The sequence below is a fragment of the Acinetobacter sp. YH16052 genome (assembly GCF_013417155.1).
Taxonomy (GTDB): Bacteria; Pseudomonadota; Gammaproteobacteria; order Pseudomonadales; family Moraxellaceae; genus Acinetobacter.
Window position 1 is genome coordinate 136,605 of record NZ_VPEO01000003.1, and the last position, 19,860, is coordinate 156,464.

18 protein-coding genes and 1 pseudogene are annotated in these 19,860 nt (G+C 42.6%); 3 read left to right on the plus strand and 16 right to left on the minus strand.

Annotated features, from left to right (window positions below; translation table 11 throughout):
* Positions 1-483 precede the first annotated feature (483 nt).
* Complete coding sequence (locus FTV42_RS03390; RefSeq protein WP_004278843.1) at positions 484-948, plus strand: MarR family winged helix-turn-helix transcriptional regulator; 465 nt, start codon at positions 484-486, stop codon at positions 946-948.
* Between the two features lie 78 nt (positions 949-1,026).
* On the opposite strand, the gene FTV42_RS03395 is transcribed toward FTV42_RS03390, so the two are convergent.
* The 5 genes from FTV42_RS03395 to FTV42_RS03415 form a co-directional block, all read right to left on the minus strand.
* Positions 1,027-1,689: an SOS response-associated peptidase family protein gene (locus FTV42_RS03395; RefSeq protein WP_180037402.1), complete on the minus strand. Its 663-nt coding sequence runs from the start codon at positions 1,687-1,689 to the stop codon at positions 1,027-1,029.
* Positions 1,690-1,781: 92 nt separating this feature from the next.
* A complete protein-coding gene (locus FTV42_RS03400) occupies positions 1,782-3,230 on the minus strand; it encodes an aldehyde dehydrogenase family protein (protein ID WP_180037404.1) in 1,449 nt (482 codons plus the stop codon).
* A gap of 128 nt (positions 3,231-3,358) precedes the next feature.
* Entirely contained in the window at positions 3,359-5,524 is a 2,166-nt protein-coding gene (locus FTV42_RS03405; RefSeq protein ID WP_180037406.1) for a malate synthase G, read from the minus strand.
* 366 nt (positions 5,525-5,890) lie between these two features.
* Positions 5,891-7,042 (minus strand): cell division protein ZapE, encoded by a 1,152-nt coding sequence (zapE, locus tag FTV42_RS03410; RefSeq protein WP_180037409.1) that lies wholly within the window; start codon positions 7,040-7,042, stop codon positions 5,891-5,893.
* A gap of 84 nt (positions 7,043-7,126) precedes the next feature.
* The gene (locus FTV42_RS03415) at positions 7,127-8,134 is read right to left on the minus strand and encodes an AraC family transcriptional regulator (RefSeq protein WP_005106581.1); all 1,008 of its coding nucleotides are present in this window, start codon (positions 8,132-8,134) and stop codon (positions 7,127-7,129) included.
* A gap of 144 nt (positions 8,135-8,278) precedes the next feature.
* Between FTV42_RS03415 and FTV42_RS03420 the strand changes: the two are divergent.
* Both FTV42_RS03420 and FTV42_RS03425 read left to right on the plus strand, forming a co-directional pair.
* Positions 8,279-9,777: pseudogene (locus FTV42_RS03420) on the plus strand (flavin-containing monooxygenase).
* Positions 9,778-9,845: 68 nt separating this feature from the next.
* Complete coding sequence (locus FTV42_RS03425) at positions 9,846-10,754, plus strand: lysine exporter LysO family protein (protein ID WP_180037411.1); 909 nt, start codon at positions 9,846-9,848, stop codon at positions 10,752-10,754.
* 435 nt (positions 10,755-11,189) lie between these two features.
* On the opposite strand, the gene pyrF is transcribed toward FTV42_RS03425, so the two are convergent.
* The 11 genes from pyrF to gspK all read right to left on the minus strand — a co-directional run bounded on the left by pyrF (position 11,190) and on the right by gspK (position 19,860).
* Entirely contained in the window at positions 11,190-11,870 is a 681-nt protein-coding gene (pyrF, locus tag FTV42_RS03430; protein WP_004645455.1) for an orotidine-5'-phosphate decarboxylase, read from the minus strand.
* Positions 11,871-11,906: 36 nt separating this feature from the next.
* On the minus strand, positions 11,907-12,266 hold the full coding sequence (locus tag FTV42_RS03435; RefSeq protein ID WP_004278852.1) for a lipopolysaccharide assembly protein LapA domain-containing protein: 360 nt from the start codon (positions 12,264-12,266) through the stop codon (positions 11,907-11,909).
* A 24-nt stretch (positions 12,267-12,290) separates the two neighbouring features.
* Complete coding sequence (locus FTV42_RS03440; RefSeq protein WP_004278853.1) at positions 12,291-12,596, minus strand: integration host factor subunit beta; 306 nt, start codon at positions 12,594-12,596, stop codon at positions 12,291-12,293.
* 163 nt (positions 12,597-12,759) lie between these two features.
* Positions 12,760-14,436, minus strand: coding sequence for a 30S ribosomal protein S1 (gene rpsA / locus FTV42_RS03445; protein WP_004278854.1), 1,677 nt, complete (start codon positions 14,434-14,436; stop codon positions 12,760-12,762).
* 110 nt (positions 14,437-14,546) lie between these two features.
* Positions 14,547-15,230, minus strand: a complete 684-nt coding sequence (gene cmk / locus FTV42_RS03450) for a (d)CMP kinase (RefSeq protein WP_180037413.1) — start codon at positions 15,228-15,230, stop codon at positions 14,547-14,549.
* Positions 15,231-15,247: 17 nt separating this feature from the next.
* On the minus strand, positions 15,248-15,679 hold the full coding sequence (locus FTV42_RS03455; protein ID WP_005247314.1) for an SRPBCC family protein: 432 nt from the start codon (positions 15,677-15,679) through the stop codon (positions 15,248-15,250).
* A 60-nt stretch (positions 15,680-15,739) separates the two neighbouring features.
* Positions 15,740-16,255 carry a tRNA adenosine(34) deaminase TadA gene (gene tadA, locus FTV42_RS03460; RefSeq protein WP_044109534.1) on the minus strand — a complete coding sequence of 172 codons (516 nt, stop codon included), beginning with the start codon at positions 16,253-16,255 and terminating at the stop codon, positions 15,740-15,742.
* Between the two features lie 6 nt (positions 16,256-16,261).
* Complete coding sequence (locus tag FTV42_RS03465; protein WP_180037414.1) at positions 16,262-17,383, minus strand: enoyl-CoA hydratase/isomerase family protein; 1,122 nt, start codon at positions 17,381-17,383, stop codon at positions 16,262-16,264.
* Positions 17,380-18,093, minus strand: coding sequence for a uracil-DNA glycosylase (gene ung, locus FTV42_RS03470; RefSeq protein WP_005247316.1), 714 nt, complete (start codon positions 18,091-18,093; stop codon positions 17,380-17,382). Before ung ends, FTV42_RS03465 begins: the two co-directional genes overlap by 4 nt.
* Positions 18,094-18,139: 46 nt before the next feature.
* On the minus strand, positions 18,140-18,736 hold the full coding sequence (locus FTV42_RS03475; protein WP_180037416.1) for a 6-carboxytetrahydropterin synthase: 597 nt from the start codon (positions 18,734-18,736) through the stop codon (positions 18,140-18,142).
* Between the two features lie 152 nt (positions 18,737-18,888).
* Entirely contained in the window at positions 18,889-19,860 is a 972-nt protein-coding gene (gene gspK / locus FTV42_RS03480) for a type II secretion system minor pseudopilin GspK (RefSeq protein WP_180037418.1), read from the minus strand.

Below are 19,860 nucleotides of genomic sequence, written 5' to 3' on the forward strand. Positions count from 1 at the left end.
AATTTAGTTTGATTAGACCATTACTTTTAAGGCCACTTAAAGATTAGAGCATAAACTATTTTTTTATTGAAAGAACAATCACTTAAAAATATAGCTGTAAATAATCATTTACTATATTGACTAAAACCACTCAATCACCCTATATTTCTTAAATCGATTAATTTATTGAAATACAATTATTTGCATTAAAACCTATTCAGACAGGCTGCTTAAGAATAATAAAAAGTCTTGGAAAACATTTCTACTCACGAAATACATAATGAGGAATTAAATTTATACAAAATATTATCGCCTTTCATCCGATTTTAAAGAACAATCTTCGCGCCAGATAAGGCTCACATGCAGAACTGATCAACTCCTTGGGATGTTAAGCAAAACTAAAAAGTGTTAGCGCTTTAACATTTTTAAAATAAAGGTTGAAATATGCATAAACTTTTTCATAAAATGAAAGGGCCCTAGAAAAATAAATACAAGGAACATTTCATGACTAAGAAATATGCAAAATTTTTGCCGTGTACGGAAGAATTTAATTTAGAAAACTTTCCATATTATTGGGTAACTCAGGTTCATGCTCAATACGTCGTTAATGTCGATCATGCACTAAAAAAGTATGGTGTTGACAATTCCCGCCGCCGCATCCTTCTTGCACTAAAAGCCAAACCGCATGCCAGTGTTTCTGATTTGTCAGAGATGGTTGTTTCTAAAATGTCGACCACGACTAAAATTGTCTACCGCTTAAAAGACGAAGGTCTGGTTGAAACCTATTCATGTGAGGATGACGCACGGATTACCCGAGTATTTTTGACCGACAAAGGCATGCAAATGACGCATAAGATCAATGATCTGACCAATGTCGTACTGGAACAGTCATTTGAAGGCCTGACGCCTTTGCAAATTGAAAAAACCATGGAAAGTTTACGTCATATTTTCAAAAATTTAGCTCGTTAAGAGACCTACTTTTTATTTTAAATAGACGCTGGCGAATTGGCGCATATTTTACAATAATAAATAATTCGCCAGAGCTTTCTAAAAATCAAAAAAGTTCAGTTGTGGACTGACTTTTTTGATTTTTTCTTTTGGTACATGTGAACATTCAAACTCTTCTACCGGAAAGCCCTCTACAAAGCTACGAATATCCGGATGCCTTAGCGTTAGCCATTCTTGCAGTCGCTGCTGTGGAATTACAATAACCGAGCGTTTGATATTACCCGGCTCATGAAACTCCTTCATCATGGGATGGTCAATTGCATCCATGGTAATCATACTGGCAGAGCGTACAATTTCACCTTGTACCCGAGCAATCTCATACACAGCTGCAATAAAAGTCGCCTGACCATCTTTACGTCTTACACCCCAACGCTGCGGTTTATTGTCAAAATATTTGGACTCATAAAATTCTGATACTGGAATGATGCCGAAATGACATTTGGCGTTGGCCTCAGCAAAGGTTGGCTTTTGCAGTAAAGTTTCATTTCTGGCGTTATAGGTCTTGGTACCTATAGTTTTGTCTTCTGCCCATTTCGGAATGAGTCCAAAATTCACAGGACGCCATTCCAGTCCTTGAGCTGAATGAAATAAAAGTGGGGTAGCATAATTGGGATAAACCTCCTCTGGATATTCAAAAGGAATTTCTGGCAATCCCAGATTATGCAACTGCTCTAAGGTTAAAGGCTTAAAATTGGCGCACATGGCTCATATATGTAAATCATTCGACCATTAGATTATACCGTGCTGCCAAGTCGAAGCCTGTCGTATTTCTATAGTTTTAGGCGTGTTGACTGTTATGAATTCGGGACAGTCAACCAATGTGTCCGGGTAAATTCCTCAAAAATCCAGCGGCCATTAAAACGACCCAATCCTGAATTTTTCTCGCCACCAAAGGGTGCATTTGACTGGTCTGCAACACTAATGCCATTAATATGTGTCATCCCAATATCCAGTTGTGCCGCAAACGCGCAGCCTCGCTCCATGTTTGAGGTACATACTGCACTGGATAAGCCAAACTCGGTCGCATTGGCTAGGTTTAAAGCATGTGCTTCATCCCGGGCTTTTAAGATAGGTAAAATCGGACCGAAGCTTTCTTGCTGCGCCAGATCGGAATCTTCCGCGACATCAATAAAAATATGTGGATAAACCAGATTTCCTTCGATTCCCCCTTCATACACCAGTTGTGCGCCCTGCTCACTCCCTGTTTGAATGATCTGTTGATGCTTTTCAACCTGACTCTGGTTAATGATCGGACCGATCATGGTATCTTCCAGATTTGGATCACCCACCGGAATCATTTTGATCCGATCCAGAAGCTTATCTACATAGGCATCATGAATAGAGGCATCGACAATGACCCGATTGGTACTCATGCAAATTTGTCCCTGATGCATAAAACGCCCCATCAGCGTCAGTTCAACTGCTAGATCAAGATCGGCATCATCCAGAATGACCAAAGGCGCATTGCCACCCAGTTCAAGTGCCAGACGTTTGATGCGAGGACTAGCCAAGGCTTTGCTACCGACACTTTTCCCCACTTCAGTCGAACCGGTAAATGAAATCATTTTCGGCACTGAATGCTCAACAAAATAATCTCCTATTTCACTGCCAGCACCGGCAATGATATTCAGTGCACCTCCAGGCAAACCTGCTTCTTCAAATAGCTTGCCGATTAAGGTACCGCCAGTCACCGGCGTATCACTGGCCGGCTTCAATACAACGGTATTGCCACAGGCAATTGCAGTTGCCACTGAACGTAAGGATAAATGAAATGGAAAGTTCCATGGACTAATGACAGCAATCACGCCTAAGGGCTTGCGCAAAACCATACTTTTACGTGCCGGATCCTTACTTTCCAGCTGTTCTGTTTGGATCCAGTCTGGAAAAGCCAGACTTTCCTGAATGATGCCCAGAGCAGCATCCACCTCAACGCCGGCTTTAATGCGCGTACTGCCTGATTCAATAATGAGCCAGTCAATGATTTCGTCCCGACGCTGCTGAATGATCGCGATTAAATTTTGCAGCACTGTTTTTCGTACTTCAGTGGGATTCAAAACACCCTGCTGAAAAGCCTGCTCTGCTGCGGTATAAGCACTGTCGACATCGACAGAACTGGCAGCTGGCATACTAAAAATTTCACTCTGGGTATAGGGATTAATATTTTTTATTATTCTGGTTGAAGTACCAGCTTGCCACTGACCATGAATAAACTGCTGGTCTAAATTTTGATATACCGTTGTCATTTTATTGTTTCCTCACATGCTTTGCCCCACTTTAAGAGTTCAACTGGAAAATTTCTAGTCAAAACAACGACGGCTTACCATTAGACAATAAAAAAGCCTCCGAAGAGGCTTTTTTAAGCTAGACAGGATTAGTCACCTGTATAACCTTTTAACTTTAAACGCGCTGCGTGCAGAAGCGGCTCGGTATAACCTGATGGCTGCTCACCACCTTTAAAAATCAGGTCAGATGCTGCCTGGAACGCAATATTGTTGGCAAAGTCAGCAGACATTGGCGTATACAGTGGATCATTGGCATTTTGCTCATCCACAATTTTCGCCATACGTTGCATCACTTCTTCTACTTGCTCACGACTTACGATACCGTGACGCAACCAGTTCGCAACGTGTTGTGAAGAAATACGCAGAGTCGCACGATCTTCCATTAAACCGACATCATTGATGTCTGGCACTTTAGAACAACCTACACCCAAATCTACCCAACGAACGACATAACCTAAAATACCTTGACAGTTATTTTCAAGTTCTTTGGTTTTTTCTTCTTCAGACCAGTTAGTGTCTTTCGCCAATGGCGGTGTCAACAAATCATCTAGAGATAAAGGCTGAGTCGACAATAGTTCTTGCTGACGGTCTGCAACATTAATCTGGTGATAGTGAATCGCGTGGATCACCGCACCTGTAGGTGATGGAACCCATGCACAGCTCGCACCCGCTTCAGGATGTTCAGTTTTGGTTTTGTACATGTCAAGCAGCATGTCTGGCTTTGGCCACATGCCTTTACCGATTTGTGCTTTACCACGTAAACCTGCTTGCAGACCGATCATCACGTTACGGTTTTCATAAGCTGGAAACCAGATTTGGCCTTTTACTTCGCCTTTACGAACGAATGGACCAGCTTCCATAAAGGTATGGATTTCATCGCCGGTACGGTCCATGAAACCTGTATTGATAAAGATGGTACGATCTTTGGCTTGTGCAATACAGTTCTTCAAGTTCACAGAAGTACGGCGTTCTTCATCCATAATCCCGATTTTTAAAGTTTTTGCAGGTAAGCCTAGTGCCTGTTCTGCACGTTCAAACAATTCAACGGCAAATGCCACTTCTTCAGGACCGTGCATTTTCGGCTTAACGATATACATTGAACCTTGACGCGAGTTCTTGATGGTGTTTTCACCTTTGATATCTGCAAAAGACAATAATGGCGTAACCAATGCATCCATGATGCCTTCATAGATTTCTGCGCCATCTACCAGAATCGCAGGGTTCGTCATTAAATGACCAACGTTACGCAGCAACATCAATGAGCGGCCATGAACTTTAGTTTCACCACCTTCTATATTTTTGAAAGTGCGGTCTTCATTCAGTTTACGGGTAACAGTTTTACCGTTTTTCTCAATAGACTCTTCTAAAGTACCTTTCATCAGGCCTAACCAATTACGGTAGCCTTCCACTTTTTCTTCAGCATCAACGGCTGCAATCGAGTCTTCCAAGTCCTGAATGGTCGTAACTGCCGCTTCAAGAACGACGTCTTTTACGCCTGCTGCGTCAGTTTGACCAATCGAACTATTGGCATCAATCTGGATGATTGCGTGCAAGCCATTATTTTTAAGTACGATTTCAGTCGGTGCTGAAGCTTCGCCATTGTAACCAACGAATTTAGCGGCATCTGCCACAGTTGTTTTTGAACCGTCTTTTAGGGTAACAACCAGTGCATTAGCTTCAACTGCGTATTGAGTTGCGTCTGCGTGCGAACCTTGTGCCAATGGGAAAGTTTCGTCGAGGAAATTCTTTGCAAATGCGACAACTTTTTCACCACGTTTCGGGTTATAGCCTTTGCCTTTTTCCGCGCCATCTTCTTCAGAGATGACATCGAAACCATAAAGTGCATCGTACAAAGAACCCCAACGTGCGTTTGCAGCGTTCAGGCAGTAACGTGCATTACGTACCGGTACCACCAACTGTGGACCTGCCAGTACTGCAATCTCTTCGTCTACATTTTCAGTGCTGATTTGAAAATCTTCTACTTCTGGTAACAAGTAGCCAATTTCAGTCAAGAAAGCTTTGTAAGCTTGTAATTCAAATGTGTTATTGCGGTGCCATTCATCAATTTTCGCCTGAATGTCATCACGCTTAGCCAAAAGTGCTTTATTTTTAGGGCTAAGATCAACAACGACTTGTTCAAAGTTTTTCCAGTATGTTTCGCTGTCTAAACCAGAACCTGGTAGTGCTTCATTTTCGATGAAATCGTAAAGTTCTTTAGCAATCGCTAACTTGCCTTTTTGAATACGTGCAGTCATTGTCTTTCCTGATATTGCTACTTTTTATACAAGAGATTCTAGTATACCGATTAAAATCTAGCTGAATAGTATTATCACATTGCTAAATACTGAGCATTTTTTCAATATGAATACCCTCATAAACATATTTGATCTTTGTCAGTTGCAAATAGATATCATTCTGCTAAATACCTTAATGACAGTGTATAAAGTTTTCGAAATGTAGAAATTAGACTTAAGTTCAGATTTTCGAGTAAAAATTATGCATTCTAGTTATACACGATCATATTTAGATCAAGATTAAGCCATGTTTAATCAGGCTTGTCGATAATTTAAGTCCCTATTTTTATAAAAAAAAGCGCTGGTAAATGACCAGCGCTTTTATGGTTACTCTGCGTTCACGGAGGCGATTTTCTCAATCTGGCGATGTTCAGAATTCAGGTATTCATCCGACTGCATTTCCAGCAAACGGGAACGGGTCCGTTCAATTTCAAAGGCCAGTTTTTCACCCTGGTAAATATCCACGATATTATCTTCTGAGGTTAAGAGTAACTTGACGCCGCGGTCATAAAATTCATCGACCAGATAAATAAAACGGCGTGTTCCATCATTCAGAAAATCGGTCAGGTGTGGCACATTGCTGACCAAAACCGTATTATAAATATTGGCGATTTCAATAAAATCAGCCGGACTGCGTGGCTTTAAACACAGTTCAGAAAATTCACACCACAATACATCTTCAGTATGTGACACGGTTTCAACAATACGGTTGTTGATAATAATCGGCTCTTCAGAACAGGTCTGAGTCTGAGTCAAGGCGCTAAAACGTTGAGCAATCCAGTTTTTATGATCATGTGTTAACGGGAATTTAAACAGTTGTGCCTGTTTCAAAACCCGTAGACGGTAATCGACTCCGGCATCGACATTTAAGACCACACAATTTTTCTTGACCAGTTCGATGGTAGGCATAAAACGGTCACGGTGAATGCCGTTCTTATATAAACCGTCCGGTGCGATATTCGAAGTAGCGACCAAGGTGATACCACGTTCAAACAGCTTCTGGAACAGATCGCTCAGGATCATTGCATCCGTCACGTTAGACACAAAAAATTCATCAAAACAGATGATGACCGCTTCTTTATAAATTCGATCCGCCACGATATCTAGCGGATTACGCTGTCCGGATAATTTGTTTAACTCACGATGCACATGCTGCATAAAATGGTGAAAATGCATCCGGGTTTTACGGCGAAACGGAATCGAATCGTAAAACTGATCCATTAACCAAGTTTTTCCACGCCCCACACCACCCCACATGTACACCCCTTTCGGAGATGTCTGACGGCGAAAGCGGTGAAATGCTTTTTTCGATGCCTTAAAACGCTGAATCAATTCCAGCCAGACACGATTCAGTTCATGTACTGCCATTGCCTGTGCTTCATCAGGCATAAACTGTCCCGAAGAGATCGCTTGTGCATAACGTTCTGCAGGAGAAATCGGACTAAAAGCGGTGCTGTGCTGTGAATTAAAATCGGACATAGAATTTCGTACTATTTGGGATCAATTTAATTATAGCGGAGTTTAATCAACACGCTATAACACTTTGGCATAAACTAACTTAGGCTATTTTATATATTGCCGAGGACTTTGCCCAAACCAGCGTTTAAAGGCATGGTTAAAAGCGGCCGGCTCGGAATAGCCTAATAATTCTGCAATCATTTCAATCGAATACTGTTTATATTCAATCAGTCGCAAAGCCTTATCTTTAATAATTTCTTCGCGAATCTGCTTATAACTGGTATCACACTGCTGTAACTGATGCCGCAAGGTTCGTTCCGGAATATTCAACGCCTGTGCCGTTTCAGCCATGCTCGGCATCAGGCCGCTTTGGATTTCCAGATAATCCTGCACACGCTGCACCACAGTCGGCGTCTGCTCATCCTGTTGCAAACGCTCCAGTTCAGCCAGACATTTGGCTTCATAGACAGCAAAAGTGACCGCATCTGCAGAAGGAATTTTAATATCCAACACTGCTTCATCAAACCAGAATGCTGCCCGAGATGCATCAAACTGTACCTGTGTTCCATAATAATCATGATAGACCTTTAAGGTATTCAGATCTTCTGGATAGGCAAATGGCAACTCGATCCGCAAATCAGGTTTGGATAAGCCCATCAATTTGTAGATTTCCCGGATAAACTTAAACGTTCCGGAAATCTCTGCCTGTGCCAGCAACATTCTCAAATGATCATCCTGCTGCTTGGCTCGATAACATAGCGCGCTATGATGCTCGCTTTGCTGCAAGGCCAACTGACCGGTCAAATGCGTCAACTGCTGAAAACGGATCACCTGATTCAATGCATCACGTACCGTAGGACTGGTCACCAGCAACATGAGTAAGGGACCATAACCTGCCAAAGCATAATGCTGGCCAATCAATAATCCCTGTTCAGGTTGGATTTCCTGTCCCACCACCTTAAGCACAGCATGTTCCAGACTCGGATGGATCACCGAGCTTGGATCAAAGGCATCTACACGCAGCCCAATGTTTTGCAGTTTCTGATCGACCTCCATGCCAGCCTTGCGCATTCCTTGAATCAAATACATCAGACTGAGAACAGAACGTTTCATAACCATACAAATACAATGTGATTGCTCTAGTTGTACTATAAAAATAATGTGTCGGCTATTGCCGTTTAGATCAATTTTCTGTCTAATCACCAGGGAGCAAATTACGATAAATATCCAACATTAAAATAAGTAAGGAATGTAGTGATGCTAGATCATGCCACCGCTACACGCTCCCCCCCCTCATACCAAAGTTGCCATTATTGGAGCTGGTTGCGGAGGGATTGCCATGGCAATACGTTTACAACAGCATGGTATTTATGATTTTATTATTCTTGAAAAAGGTAGCGATTTTGGCGGAACCTGGCGGGACAATCAGTACCCTGGAGCAGCCTGTGATGTGCAATCACATTTATATTCCTTGTCATTTGCTCCAAAAAGTAATTGGTCCAAACGTTATGCGGAAGCACCCGAGATATTTTTTTATATTCAGGATCTGGTGACCGATTATAACCTGCGTGCTTTTTGCCGTTTAAATACCGAAGTACTGGCAGCACATTACCAGGCAGAACGCTGTCTATGGCAATTACAGCTACAGGATCAAAGTATCCTTGAAGCCCAGTTTGTTATATTCGCTTCCGGACCTTTACATATTCCGCAAATCCCAGATATTCTCGGTATTGAGAAATTCCAAGGCAAAGTCTTTCATTCTGCGCAATTGGATCACACTTATGACCCGACTGGCAAAAATGTCGCATCGATTGGGACAGGTGGCAGTGCCATTCAATATATTCCGGAAATTGCCCCGCAATGCAAACATCTGTATGTCATGCAACGTACTGCGGCCTGGGTCATTCCTCGTGATGAACACGCCTACCCGAATCTTGAAAAGAAACTCTTTAAAAAATATGACTGGTTTCGAAAGTTACATCGCACGCGCCTATATTGGTCAAATGAATCGCGTGTCGTACCGATTGCCAAACCGGGCATTATGAAATTCATCCAAAAACTGGCAGAACTATTCATTAAATATGAGGTCAAAAATCCTGAATTGGCCGAAAAACTGACCCCCCGACTACATCATGGGCTGTAAACGTATTCTGGTTTCGAATAAATACTTCCCGACTTTTAACCGCCACAATGTAGAACTGGTGACCGAGAAGATTCAGGAACTGACTGAACACAGTATCATTACACAAGATGGAAAAGAACGGCCGATTGACTGCCTGATTTATGGCACCGGATTCATTACCGATCCACGTATCTATATGAAGAATTTTCAATGTACCGGGCTCGATGGTGCAGAGCTGAATGAAGTCTGGAAACAAGGCGCTGAAAGCTATTATGGAATTTGCATGAAAGACTTTCCAAACCTGTTTCAGTTACTGGGCCCAAATACCTTATTGGCGCACAACTCTGTGATTTTTATGATTGAGGCACAAGTCGAATATATTTTGCAATTGATGCAACTGGTCGATCAATTCCAAAGCGATGCCATCATGGTCAAAGACCAGGCACAAAATACATTTAATCAGCAGGTGCAACACATGTTTGAAAAGACCGTGTGGCAATCTGGTTGTGTCAGCTGGTATCAGCAGGAAGGCAGCAAGAACTTTGCCTTATGGCCAACTTATACCTGGAAATACTGGCTCAAAACAAAAAAGCCAAATGCCGCAGATTATCGATTATTGAATAAAGTCGCCTAAAAGCTTTTTACCATCTGACATCAAGCGGTGGCATAATTTATAGGTAATTTTTTCAATCCATTAAACTTATGCAATCGCTTTGGCTTATCTTTCAGCTTCTATTCTGTCTAGCACTCGGTTTTGCCATGGCAAAACGAATTCCACTTTCGATTATTAAAATCTGTTTCAAGCTATTGCCCTATTTCAGCTATGTTTTATTGATTGCGATTGCCTTTGAATTTTCACAACTGGTAGATGAATTACAGCATCCCCTACAGATTCTAAGTACGTCGATCAGTATTGCCTTTCTGACTTCGCTCGGTGCTTTTGCATTTTGTTATCTACTATTTAAATGGGCAGGTTATCTTCCGAGTTCAGGCCGAGTCTCCGTCGACTTGGTACTTAAATCCTTGCTGAATATGAGCTATGCCTTTTTGGCTCTCGCAGGTGGATATTGTTTACATGCGGGCTTGAATCTGTTTGATCTATCCTTGCAAATCAGCACCTGGCATTTGTTGCTGGTATTTATGTTCATGATTGGCCTGGATCTGGCTTATTCATCTTTAGATCGTTCCTGGTTAAATTTTAAAATTCTCTTAGTTCCGATTGGTTGTATTTTTGGTTCATTATTTGCAGTCATGCTTTATTCATTCTGGAATACAGACATCAGTCTAAAAGATTTGATCATGCTGTCACAAGGCTATGGATTTTACTCAATGTCAGGTGTTGTCGTAACAGAACTCAGAAATGCAGAACTCGGCAGTATCGCGCTAATGAATGACCTGTTTAGAGAAATTTTTGCCATCTTACTCATGTATTGTATGGGCTGGAGATACCCAAGATCCGCCATTTCCGCAGCGGGTGCAACTGCGATGGATGTGACTCTACCGATGGTTAAACAGGCCTGTGGGCATGATTTTATTCCACATGCCATGGTCAGTGGTTTTATTTTGTCACTGTTAGCACCAGTCATGGTGAGTGTACTGGCAGCGATTTAATTACTTTATCACTTTCTCAATCTCACTAAATTCCTCTTTTATAAAGAGGAACTCTCCTCCCTGATTCAGTTTAAAAGCAGAATTTTAAAACGAAGCACAAGCAAGTAGGCCGAGAGGGCTGACTAAAAACTTAAATCAATATCACTTAAGGCATCGCCTACTGTTTCAATAACATCCGAAGCAAGACTGATGGCATCAGATGCCAAACTGACCACATCGATCCCCGCTGTCCGATCTGCTGAGCTTGCCTGCTGTTGTTGCTATTCTTGTTGCTTAAGCTGTTCTGCCTGTTGAATATTTTGAATCACGTCATTCTGTACTTTTTATAATTGTGGTTCAGATGAAGTCATCATTTTTCCTTTTTATTTTATAACCATTTTTTCAATATATAAAAAAAGCCTTTCGACTGAAAGGCTTTTTGTCATTCAAACCGTATTAAAGCGTTGCCAAAATATCTTTCAAAGTCTGACGCATATTTTTAGACTGGGTAATCGGGCGACCAATTACCAGATGTGTTGAGCCATCTAGCATTGCCTGTTTCGGTGTCACAATACGTTTCTGGTCATCTGCATTCGACCCTTCTGGACGAATGCCGGGTGTCACTAATGCAAAGTCTTTTCCAATCGTTTCACGTAACATTTTCGCTTCTTGAGCTGAGCAAACCACCCCATCTAGACCACTGTCTTTTGTCAGTTGTGCCAGACGTTTTACATGCTCATTTGGCTCAATATCCAGACCAATATCTTTCAAGTCTTCACGGCCCATTGACGTCAATACAGTCACTGCAATCAACTGAGTTTTATAATTACCCGCTTGCAAACGCTCTACACAGGTTTCCATCATCTTGCGGCCACCTGAGGCATGCACATTGACCATCCACACACCCAAATCTGCTGCCGCGCATACTGCCTGTGCTGTTGTATTTGGAATATCATGAAATTTCAGATCCAGAAATACATCAAAGCCTTTATCTTGAAGTGCTTTGACAATGATTGGACCTTCATGGGTAAATAACTCTTTACCAACTTTTAGCCGACACAAGGCAGGATCTAACTGTTCTGCAATGGCTAAGGCATCAAATTGGCTTTTGGCATCTAGTGCGACGATGATACTCAAGAGATTACCCCTTCATATAGGCAAAAAATAAGCCCATTATAATGGGCTTTGATTTTCATTGGTAATATCTAATACAGTTTTTTCATGCCGGGTATGAGCTGCTGCTTCAGCGGCCATTAACTTGGCGGTATTTAACTGTTCTTTACGTAGATGTTCAATATCTTTACGCAGTCGCTTGATTTCCCAATTCGTCTGAAAAACCCGGAAGATCTGAACGCCCAATAATAGGCCCAAAACAACACCTAGCGATAAAGTGAGGAGAAGCAATAATCCTAGGCGCATTGCGGGAACTTGAGTAAATAACAAGTCCACTGACAATTCTGTACCGTTTTGCAAAACCAAAGCTAGTGAATAACCAAACAGTACCAATAAAAGAATGACTAGAACGTAACGCATGAACACCCCGAAAAGTATTTACAATTATTTTTGTGCAGACTCGTTCACAGCGTCACGAAGTGCCTTACCTGGTTTAAAGTGTGGAACTGCTTTTGCAGCCACTTCTACAGATTTACCAGTTTTAGGGTTACGACCTACGCGCGGCTCACGGTGATGCAATGCAAAACTACCAAATCCACGAATCTCGATACGATTGTCAGTTGATAATGCTTCTATCATTTGATCAATCATGATTTTAACTGCTTCTTCCACTAAAGGCTCAGCCAAATGCGGATTTTTTAACGCAATACGCTCTATTAAGTCAGACTTATTAAGTGCTTCAGTAGTCATCTGCGACCTCTTTAATTATCAAGCTACTTGGGATCTATTTCCCGATAATAACCTGTTTAAATACAAAACGGTAGCGCAATAATTAAATACTACGCTACCGTTTACAGTATTTGTATAAAAAGTATTAGTTAACTTACATTAACAATACAATTCAAACGCTTACTTAGTTGCCCATTTGAGCTTTGATCAGGTCACCAATCGTCTTAGGACCATTGTCTTGACCAGCAGGAGCTGTTTTCAAGTTAGCAACTGCTTCTTTCTCTTCAGCTTCGTCTTTCGCTTTGATAGACAAGTTGATTGCGCGAGATTTACGATCTACGTTGATGATCTTCGCTTCAACTTCTTGACCAACTTCAAGGAACTTAGTTGCATCTTCAACGCGGTCGCGGTTGATTTCAGATGCTTTCAGAGTCGCTTCAACTTCGTCAGCTAACTTAACAGTCGCGCCTTTAGCATCAACTGCAGTTACAGTACCTTTAACCAACGCACCGCGTTCGTTAGCAGCAAGGAAGTCATTGAACGGATCGTTGTTCATTTGCTTGATGCCAAGGCTGATACGGTTGCCTTCAGCGTCTACAGAAAGGATAACTGCTTCAACAGTGTCGCCTTTCTTGTAACGACGAATCGCTTCTTCGCCTTGTTCGTTCCAAGAAATATCAGACAAGTGAACTAGACCGTCGATACCGCCTGGCAAACCGATGAAGATACCGAAGTCAGTGATAGATTTGATCGTACCAGAAACTTTTTCGCCTTTGTCGTGATCTTTAGCAAACTCTTCCCATGGGTTAGCACGAGTTTGTTTGATACCAAGAGAAATACGACGACGTTCTTCATCAACTTCAAGAACCATAACATCAACTTCGTCACCAATCTGAACAACTTTAGATGGGTGGATGTTTTTGTTCGTGTGATCCATTTCTGAAACGTGTACTAAACCTTCAACGCCTTCAGCGATTTCAGCGAAACAACCGTAGTCAGTCAGGTTAGTTACGCGCGCTTTAACGATTGAACCTTTAGGGTAACGGTTCATGATCGCTAACCATGGATCTTCGCCAAGCTGTTTAAGACCTAGAGAAACACGGTTACGTTCGCGGTCGAATTTAAGTACTTTAACAGTAACTTCTTGACCCACTTCAACAACTTCTGAAGGGTGCTTGATACGTTTCCAAGCCATGTCAGTGATGTGAAGAAGACCATCAATACCGCCAAGGTCAACGAATGCGCCGTAGTCAGTAAGATTTTTGATCGTACCAGTAACTGTTTGACCTTCTTCAAGCTGAGCAAGAAGAGCTTCACGGTCAGCTGAAGATTCAGCTTCCATAACAGCACGACGTGAAACAACAACGTTGTTACGTTTAGCGTCAAGTTTGATTACTTTGAATTCTAACTCTTTGCCTTCTAGGTGAGTAGTATCACGAATAGGACGAGTATCAACTAAAGAACCTGGAAGGAACGCACGTACTGGACCGATGTCAACAGTGAAACCACCTTTAACTTTACCAGAGATAACACCAGTAACGATTTCGCCGTCTTCAAAGATTTTTTCAAGTTTAGTCCAAGTTTCTGCGCGTTTAGCTTTTTCGCGAGAAAGAACTGTTTGACCCATACCGTTGTCAAGTGCTTCAACAACTACGTCTACAGTGTCGCCAACTTGAACTTCAAGTTCGCGCTGTTCATTTAAGAACTCAGCACGGTCAACAACGCCTTCAGATTTAAGGCCAGTGTCAACAGTTACCCAATCAGAGTCAATGCTTACTACAACGCCCTGGATAACTGCACCCTTTTCAACGTTGAGGTTTAATTCGCTTGCTTCAAAGAGGGCTGCAAAAGATTCGGTCATGATATTTCCGATAAAGTCAGCGGTCTTGGATCAGACAAGGCCGGTTTAATTAAGCATCTACATAGTCCATATAAAACTGATCAAGCTATGCGTTTGCTGATAAAATTGGGTTAATTTGCTAACTGCTGATCCACATAAGTGGTCATCAGCTGGAATACTTCATCGATATTCAAATCTGAACTATCAATAATGTAAGCATCATCCGCAGGCTTGAGTGGAGCGACAGCGCGTTCCGTATCTCGTTTATCGCGAGCGATGATATTAGCTAAAATGTCGCTTATTTTAACATCCAGCCCCATGCCCTGCAACTGCTTTACACGTCTTTGCGCGCGTGATTCAGCCGAGGCCGTCAAATATATTTTTGCCTGAGCATTCGGGAAGATACTTGTCGCCATATCACGTCCGTCTGCTACCAGACCAGGCGCCTGTGCAAAGGCATGCTGACGTGAAACCATCGCTGTTCTAAGCTCAGGAATTGCTGCAACTTTTGAAGCAAACTCTCCTACCCGTTCAGTTCGAATAGTTTGGGACACATCTTCACCATCCAGCCATACCTGCACCCCGGTGTCGGTATTGACAAACTGGATATCTAAATTTGTTGCGATTTGTACGCATTCTGGCAATTTCGTGTCTAGCGAATCCAGCAAATCATGGTGATGCAATGACAAACCCAAAAGGCGGTATAAAGCACCAGAATCCAATAAGTGAAACTGATAATGTGCAGCCAGTTTCGCTGCTAACGTGCCCTTGCCAGACCCACTTGGACCATCAATGGTAATAATTTGAACTGTCATTGCTTTCCCGTTGTTGTTTAAACAGATTTTGCGAGTTTTGTCAGGCCTAGTTTAATCGCTGCCTGTAACTGTGCAAGGATTAATTTACTCACAAAAGGCGCACGTGCCTGCAATTCAATCGTATAAGTTACTAACGTTTTGTCATCAGCCAGTGCTTCAAATTCAATAATGCCTAAATGATGCTTGATCAATGGATTTTTAATAATCTGATATTCGATGCGATTATTTGGCTCGAACAAGGTAATTTGTTCTTTCAGCGGCTTCACTGGCCCCATACCCATTGCACGTACTGAACCGAGTCCATCAGGATATTCAGCATCCGCAGAATCCTTGATTCGTTCGACCTGCATCGGTGCGAAGGCAATATTATAGGTGGCATGCTTGGACATCAAATTGAAGACATCATCAAGGGCTGCTGGGAATTCTTTTTTTACTTGGATGCTGTTCATTATTGTTCCTGAAGATTGTAGATATTTGAAAGTGGGAAAATTTTAGCGGATAAAGTAAATTTACTTCTGCGTATTTAATAACTTTTCTTGTAACTTGAATTGTCGTTTCTGCTCGCGACGCAACTTAAAAAATGCACTGAGCTGTTCAGAGCATTGCTGCTGCATGCAGCCTGCCTCGAAAGAAAATACGTGATTATAATAACCGGTTTCAAACAGTTGACGCGCACTCACCAGTGAACCTGCTTTCGCTTCAAATGCGCCAAATACTACCCGTGAAACCCGTGAATGCACCAGCGCACCAACACACATGGTGCACGGCTCTAAAGTCACATAAAGCACTGCATCATCAGGTAAACGATAATTCTGGATGTTTTGACAGGCATCACGTAGTGCAACAATTTCAGCATGCGCAGTCGGATCATTCAACGAGATGGGCGCATTAAATCCCTGACCAATGATCTGATTCTGACTGACGATAATTGCCCCGACAGGGATTTCTCCCTGTGCAGCAGCAAGTGCAGCCTGCTCGTAAGCACGCTGCATCCAGTATTCATCTGTAAATTGTGTTTCGGACATTGAGGCTTAAATCACACCATAATGCTTGAGCAGCTCATTCCAGCTTTCAATAGTCGTAACTGGAGGATTTCCAGACAGGATACCTTTTAAGCTCATATCTACACCTTTTTTCCACTCAGGACTAAGGTCTTTATCGACCAGACGCGCTCGCACTCCCTCGACAAAATCATGATGACGGATTTTCCAGTCAGAAATTTGAACTTCCAGCTCGAAAACTTCATTCCAGGAATGTACCTGCTTACCCCATTGCCATAATAGCCAGGTCAAGGCTGCGGTAGTCGGCGAACCTTTTTTCAGGTTTTCACTGGCCTGACGCAACCAGTCACTACGCGCATCACTCAGGCCAATAATCGACTCATAATCATGCTCAAAGTTGATACCACGGCAAACACTATGAATCACATCCAAGGAGTTTTGCAGCGGTCCTGGGCCGACTGGACGGTGCATACTGTTCAGGGTGTCATCAATGGCACGGAAGTCACCCGCAGGATAATGCTCCCAGTCGATATTAATGACTTTATCCAACACTGAATCACGCTGTGCATCACAAATATGCGTTGCCCAACCAATCCCATAAGCACCCGCAGCAGTCATGATCGAACCAGTCAAGCCTGTGAATAAACCAATCGCACCACGATCCGCCAGAAAGCGGGTTGCACCCACATCTGGATACAAACCGATATTGATTTCAGGCATGGCCAAACGTGAATATGGTGTCACTAAACGGAAAGGCGCTGCCATAAACAGGCCCAAGCCACCGCCCATCACATAACCTTCACCCCAGACTAAAACGGGTTTGGCATAATTATGCATTAACAGATCGAGTGCATATTCTTGTTCAAAGAACTTATTGGCAGCCGCGACTTCATCATTAATCACTAACTGACGCAGTTTACGTACATCCCCACCCGCACAGAACGCTTTCGGTGTGGTTGAATCCAGCCAGATTGCTTTTACGCTGTCATCATGATGAAAGTCCTGAAATACTTCCAAGAGTGCGGAAGCAATCGATTCATCCAGCGCATGCAAAGATTTCGGGCGATTTAAACGAACGATACGCCAGCCATTGTGCGCTTCTTCAACAATCAAATCCGGATGATAATGTTTAGTAAGGGGAGAATATTTCATGCGTCCAGCTGCCAATCTATAGGCTCAATGCCATGTTGTTTGAGGTAATTATTCGATTTTGAAAATACTTTACAACCAAAAAAACCACCACGGTTTGCGGCCAAAGGCGATGGATGTGCTGCCTTTAACACGAGATGCTTGTCTTGATTAATGCGCTGTCCTTTACGCTGTGCGTATGCGCCCCAAAGAATAAAGACAATATGTTCACGCTGTTCATTTAATACATCAATGACGTGATCGGTAAATTCTTCCCAACCGCGCTTTTGATGTGAAGTCGGCTGACCTGCTTCTACGGTCAGTACTGCATTTAACAGAAGCACACCCTGCTCTGCCCAATGCGTCAAGTCACCATGCTTCGGTCTTTCAACCCCAACATCAGCATGTAACTCATGAAAAATATTACGCAAAGATGGTGGTAATGCAACCCCCTTTTGCACGGAAAAGCTTAATCCATGCGCCTGATTTGGGCCATGATAAGGATCTTGCCCCAAAATTACCACTTTTACCCGATCTAGCGGCGTGGTATTTAACGCATTAAAAATCAGATGATTGGGAGGATAAATGATTTTATCTGCTTTTTTTTCTTCAACGAGAAATGCTTTTAATTCATCCATTTTCGGACTGAGCAAAAATTCACTCAATCCATATTTCCAGCTTTCATCCAGCTGAACTTTATTCAGCTTGGCCAGTTGCTGTTCATTTAAAGACATTCTTCAATCCTAAATCTATGTCAATGGATTTAAAGTCACGCAGACTTTAAATCTGTACCTGTAAATCTACTGTAGGGTTATGAAATGGTATGCCCTGTTTGAGCTTGGCGAACATGTCCGGATCTGTCCATTCAGCTTGCACCTGTTCAGAAAACTCAAGTTGCTCCAGACTGAGGATGCCCATTTGTTCATTTTGAATATCTTCTAAAAAGCTTTGTGCATAGCCGGTATCGGTTTCATGCACAATCACAGAGTAGACTTCAACATCGCCTTCACCATTTTGCGTCACCGTCGATGCCAGCACCTGCTGTGCCAGAAAGAAGAAAATACGTGAAAACTGTTCTGCTGATGGCGATACCGGCAAAGACACCCAGCGCGCACTGAAATTCTTGCAGGCCTGAATATATTCCGGGTCGTCATTTTGCCAGAAGCAGATGGCATGATCGAAAGAATCAAAGAAATCCTTAATCACACCTTTAAGCAGCCCAAAGTCATAGACCATTTGACCATGATCTAGCTTCGAGGCTTTTAGCAATAACTCGACTTTATAACTATGGCCATGGATCGAACGCTTACAGCGATCTGACGTGCAGTTACGCACAATATGAGCATTCTCAAACTTAAATAACTTACGAATTAACATATGCCGTAATGTCGTCAAAAAATAGGTGAATTAATTTTGATTATAAAGCAAAAGTAAAGCTTTGAGGATTAATTTTGCTGTTTAGCATGATAGGGAAAAGGCATCAGCCCGGCATTTGCGCTTATACAGCCTGTACAATTCATGAGCTGAAATTAAAATGGCGCCATGCTGCGATACGCCACATAAACCTGTTTGTCCTGACGAACCAGATCACTACTAAATTGGCGCTTACGCTCACTTAAAACCACTTCGATTCGGGCTTTAAAATAATTGGATTGCACCCCAAGCAGACTGTTAAACAAATTACGCTTGTCCGCATCGACCTGAGCAAAAGGCTCCAGTGACCACAAATCAGATACATTGGAAAAGTGCTCCAAATTAGCCTGACGCTGATCCAGCAATTGCTGCACTGCATTCACATCCAGCTTTTCATCCATACTGGCCAAAAGAAAAGCTGAAGCCGTATTAATATTGACCGAACTCTCCTGCACCGGTGCAGCGCTGAGATACGGTTCAATCAACTTATATTTATTCTCTTCAAAGCCGCGTACCAGCTTTAACTCTTCTACGCTATGAAATTTTGCATTCGGTGGCAAAGCAGCATTGGGCAAGCTCTGATAATAGTTAGATTCGGCGCCCATGCCCCCACTGACCAGCTCGTCTGCATCCTGCCAGTCAATGACTGCTTCACTGAGCTGTTCCGGCAAACTGGCACGTTTTAGAATCAGCTCGAACCATGCTTTGGCATTTTCATTGACTGCGCCTTCGGCAGTAATCAGTCTATTTAAATTAAACTTGCCTGATTCATCCTGTATTATTCCGGAGACATAACCGTCATCTACCGGAAAAGCTGGCATGGGCTGCGCCCAGGTTTCCTGCAGATGGTCGACCTCTGCGGCATTTTCAGCATCATCGACCAGCAATTCAGAAAAAAAGGCCTCAGCACTTTTGGCATACATTAAGGACTGGTTTTGTCGCATCAAATAGGCAGTGCTTTCAGCAGTTGCAGCTTGACGTTGCGCAATCGTAGCCGCCAGAATAGTCGCTAGCGCTACCATCACCAGAATGGTAATCAGTGCAATGCCCTGCTGCTGCTTGATCATGATCGCTTTATTCATTTTCAT

Bases quoted from the DNA above. Each gene is read 5' to 3' on its own strand.
- FTV42_RS03465 (WP_180037414.1), bottom strand. From the start codon at position 17,383: ATGAAATATTCTCCCCTTACTAAACATTATCATCCGGATTTGATTGTT.
- FTV42_RS03405 (WP_180037406.1), bottom strand. From the start codon at position 5,524: ATGACTGCACGTATTCAAAAAGGCAAGTTAGCGATTGCTAAAGAACTT.
- FTV42_RS03475 (WP_180037416.1), bottom strand. From the start codon at position 18,736: ATGTTAATTCGTAAGTTATTTAAGTTTGAGAATGCTCATATTGTGCGT.
- gspK (WP_180037418.1), bottom strand. From the start codon at position 19,860: ATGAAAATGAATAAAGCGATCATGATCAAGCAGCAGCAGGGCATTGCA.
- FTV42_RS03440 (WP_004278853.1), bottom strand. From the start codon at position 12,596: ATGACTACTGAAGCACTTAATAAGTCTGACTTAATAGAGCGTATTGCG.
- FTV42_RS03455 (WP_005247314.1), bottom strand. From the start codon at position 15,679: ATGAACAGCATCCAAGTAAAAAAAGAATTCCCAGCAGCCCTTGATGAT.
- FTV42_RS03390 (WP_004278843.1), top strand. From the start codon at position 484: ATGACTAAGAAATATGCAAAATTTTTGCCGTGTACGGAAGAATTTAAT.
- zapE (WP_180037409.1), bottom strand. From the start codon at position 7,042: ATGTCCGATTTTAATTCACAGCACAGCACCGCTTTTAGTCCGATTTCT.
- FTV42_RS03395 (WP_180037402.1), bottom strand. From the start codon at position 1,689: ATGTGCGCCAATTTTAAGCCTTTAACCTTAGAGCAGTTGCATAATCTG.
- tadA (WP_044109534.1), bottom strand. From the start codon at position 16,255: ATGTCCGAAACACAATTTACAGATGAATACTGGATGCAGCGTGCTTAC.
- cmk (WP_180037413.1), bottom strand. From the start codon at position 15,230: ATGACAGTTCAAATTATTACCATTGATGGTCCAAGTGGGTCTGGCAAG.
- FTV42_RS03415 (WP_005106581.1), bottom strand. From the start codon at position 8,134: ATGAAACGTTCTGTTCTCAGTCTGATGTATTTGATTCAAGGAATGCGC.
- FTV42_RS03425 (WP_180037411.1), top strand. From the start codon at position 9,846: ATGCAATCGCTTTGGCTTATCTTTCAGCTTCTATTCTGTCTAGCACTC.
- FTV42_RS03435 (WP_004278852.1), bottom strand. From the start codon at position 12,266: ATGCGTTACGTTCTAGTCATTCTTTTATTGGTACTGTTTGGTTATTCA.
- ung (WP_005247316.1), bottom strand. From the start codon at position 18,093: ATGTCTTTAAATGAACAGCAACTGGCCAAGCTGAATAAAGTTCAGCTG.
- rpsA (WP_004278854.1), bottom strand. From the start codon at position 14,436: ATGACCGAATCTTTTGCAGCCCTCTTTGAAGCAAGCGAATTAAACCTC.
- FTV42_RS03400 (WP_180037404.1), bottom strand. From the start codon at position 3,230: ATGACAACGGTATATCAAAATTTAGACCAGCAGTTTATTCATGGTCAG.